2 rRNA genes are annotated in these 3,133 nt (G+C 50.3%); both read right to left on the bottom strand.

The annotated features are described in order from the left end of the window. Positions 1-117: ribosomal RNA gene (gene rrf, locus FC45_RS07290) — 5S ribosomal RNA — on the bottom strand. Positions 118-174: 57 nt separating this feature from the next. After that, positions 175-3,070, bottom strand: a 23S ribosomal RNA gene (locus FC45_RS07295). Positions 3,071-3,133 lie beyond the last annotated feature (63 nt).

The raw sequence follows: 3,133 nt of genomic DNA on the forward strand, positions 1-3,133 counted from the left end.
GCGCGGCGGCTACCTACCCTCGCAGGCAGTTTCCCACCAACTACTCTCGGCGTGAAGAAGCTTAACTTCTGTGTTCGGCATGGGTACAGGTGTATCCTTCTTGCTATCGCCACCGCACTCTCTTTTGAGCTTACTCGCTCAAAACTGAATTTCAACCAACAAAAAACCTTCGCTTTGGTCAAGTTCTCGACTGATTAGTACTGGTCCGCTCCATAGATCACTCTACTTCTACTCCCAGCCTATCTACCTCATAGTCTCTGAGGTGTCTTATTGCTTTCGCAAAGGAAATCTCATCTCGAGGGGGGCTTCGCACTTAGATGCTTTCAGCGCTTATCCCGTCCATACATAGCTACCCAGCGATGCCCTTGGCAGAACAACTGGTACACCAGCGGTATGTCCATCCCGGTCCTCTCGTACTAAGGACAGCTCCTCTCAAATTTCCTACGCCCACGACGGATAGGGACCGAACTGTCTCACGACGTTCTGAACCCAGCTCGCGTGCCGCTTTAATGGGCGAACAGCCCAACCCTTGGGACCGACTTCAGCCCCAGGATGCGACGAGCCGACATCGAGGTGCCAAACCTCCCCGTCGATGTGAACTCTTGGGGGAGATAAGCCTGTTATCCCCAGGGTAGCTTTTATCCGTTGAGTGATGGCCCTTCCATACGGTACCACCAGATCACTAAGCCCGACTTTCGTCCCTGCTCGACTTGTAGGTCTCGCAGTCAAGCTCCCTTATACCTTTACACTCTGCGAATGATTTCCAACCATTCTGAGGGAACCTTTGGGCGCCTCCGTTACACTTTAGGAGGCGACCGCCCCAGTCAAACTGCCCACCTGACACTGTCCCTGACCACGCTTAGCGGCCTAGGTTAGAGCATCCATCAAACAAGGGTAGTATCCCAACAGCGCCTCCAGTAAGACTAGCGTCCTACTTTCTCTGGCTCCTACCTATCCTGTACATGTTTAACAGATACTCAATATCAAGCTACAGTAAAGCTCCATGGGGTCTTTCCGTCCTGTCGCGGGTAACCCGCATCTTCACGGGTATTATAATTTCACCGAGTCTCTCGTTGAGACAGTGCCCAAATCATTACACCTTTCGTGCAGGTCGGAACTTACCCGACAAGGAATTTCGCTACCTTAGGACCGTTATAGTTACGGCCGCCGTTTACTGGGGCTTCAATTCAAACCTTCGCTTGCGCTAAGCTCTCCTCTTAACCTTCCAGCACCGGGCAGGTGTCAGCACCTATACGTCATCTTACGATTTTGCAGATACCTGTGTTTTTGATAAACAGTTGTTTGGGCCTATTCACTGCGGCTGATCCGGAGATCAGCACCCCTTCTCCCGAAGTTACGGGGTCATTTTGCCGAGTTCCTTAACGAGAGTTCTCTCGCTCACCTGAGGATTCTCTCCTCGACTACCTGTGTCGGTTTGCGGTACGGGTAATATCTCTCTGGCTAGAAGCTTTTCTCGGCAGTGTGACATCATGACCTTCGCTACTTTATTTCGCTCCGCATCACGCCTCAGCCTTTTAGAAGCAAGCATTTGACTCACTTCAAGCCTTGACGCTTACACATGATTCCAGTTACATGCGCCATTAGCCTACTGCGTCCCTCCATTGCTCTTAACGATTAATATTAGTACAGGAATCTCAACCTGTTGTCCATCGGCTACGCCTCTCGGCCTTACCTTAGGTCCCGACTTACCCTGGGCGGACGAGCCTGCCCCAGGAAACCTTAGTCTTTCGGCGGATAGGATTCTCACCTATCTTTCGCTACTCATACCGGCATTCTCACTTCTAATCGCTCCACCTATCCTCTCGATTAGGCTTCGCCGCAATTAGAACGCTCTCCTACCACGTGCTTACGCACATCCACAGTTTCGGTACTATGCTTAGCCCCGGTAAATTTTCGGCGCAGCGCCACTCGACTAGTGAGCTATTACGCACTCTTTGAATGATGGCTGCTTCTAAGCCAACGTCCTAGTTGTCTACGCAACTCCACATCCTTTTCCACTTAGCATAGATTTGGGGACCTTAACTGGTGATCTGGGCTGTTTCCCTTTCGACTACGGATCTTATCACTCGCAGTCTGACTCCCGCGTATAGATATATGGAATTCGGAGTTTATCTGGATTCAGTAACCCCTGACGGGCCCCTAGTCCAAACAGTGCTCTACCTCCATTATCCTCTCTCGCGAGGCTAGCCCTAAAGCTATTTCGGAGAGAACCAGCTATCTCCAAGTTCGTTTGGAATTTCACCGCTACCCACACCTCATCCCCGCAATTTTTAACTTACGTGGGTTCGGTCCTCCAGCCAGTTTTACCTAGCCTTCAACCTGGACATGGGTAGGTCACTTGGTTTCGGGTCTACGTCAAGTAACTGCTCGCCCTATTCAGACTCGCTTTCGCTTCGGCTCCGACTTTTCTGTCTTAACCTCGCTACTTAACGTAACTCGCCGGTTCATTCTACAAAAGGCACGCCATTACACTTTAATGTGCTTTGACTACTTGTAGGCACACGGTTTCAGGTTCTCTTTCACTCCCCTTCCGGGGTTCTTTTCACCTTTCCCTCACGGTACTGGTTCACTATCGGTCACTAGTTAGTATTTAGCCTTGCGAGATGGTCCTCGCTGCTTCAACCGGGATTCCTCGTGTCCCGGCCTACTCAGGATACTACTAGAGCTTCGAGCTATTTCGCTTACGGGGCTCTCACCCTCTCTGGCGTCTTTTCCCAAAGACTTCAACTATACCTCTCTGTCTCACATCGTAGTCCTACAACCCCACTGAATAAATTCAATGGTTTGGGCTCTTTCCCTTTCGCTCGCCGCTACTTAGGAAATCGATTTTTCTTTCTCTTCCTGCAGCTACTTAGATGTTTCAGTTCATTGCGTCTTCCTTTAAATACCTTAACAGTATTTAATGATGCATCGCTGCACCGGGTTCCCCCATTCGGATATCTACGGGTCTTAGCTTACTTACAGCTCTCCGTAGCCTTTCGTGGTTCGTCACGTCCTTCATCGGCTTCTAGTGCCCAGGCATTCACCGTGCGCCCTTCTCTTCTTGACCTATTACCTAGATCTCTCTTCTCGGTTCGCTTTCACAATCTGTTCAATGATTGTCTCGGTTTTT

This window comes from Lactobacillus jensenii DSM 20557, from assembly GCF_001436455.1.
GTDB classification, from domain to species: Bacteria; Bacillota; Bacilli; order Lactobacillales; family Lactobacillaceae; genus Lactobacillus; species Lactobacillus jensenii.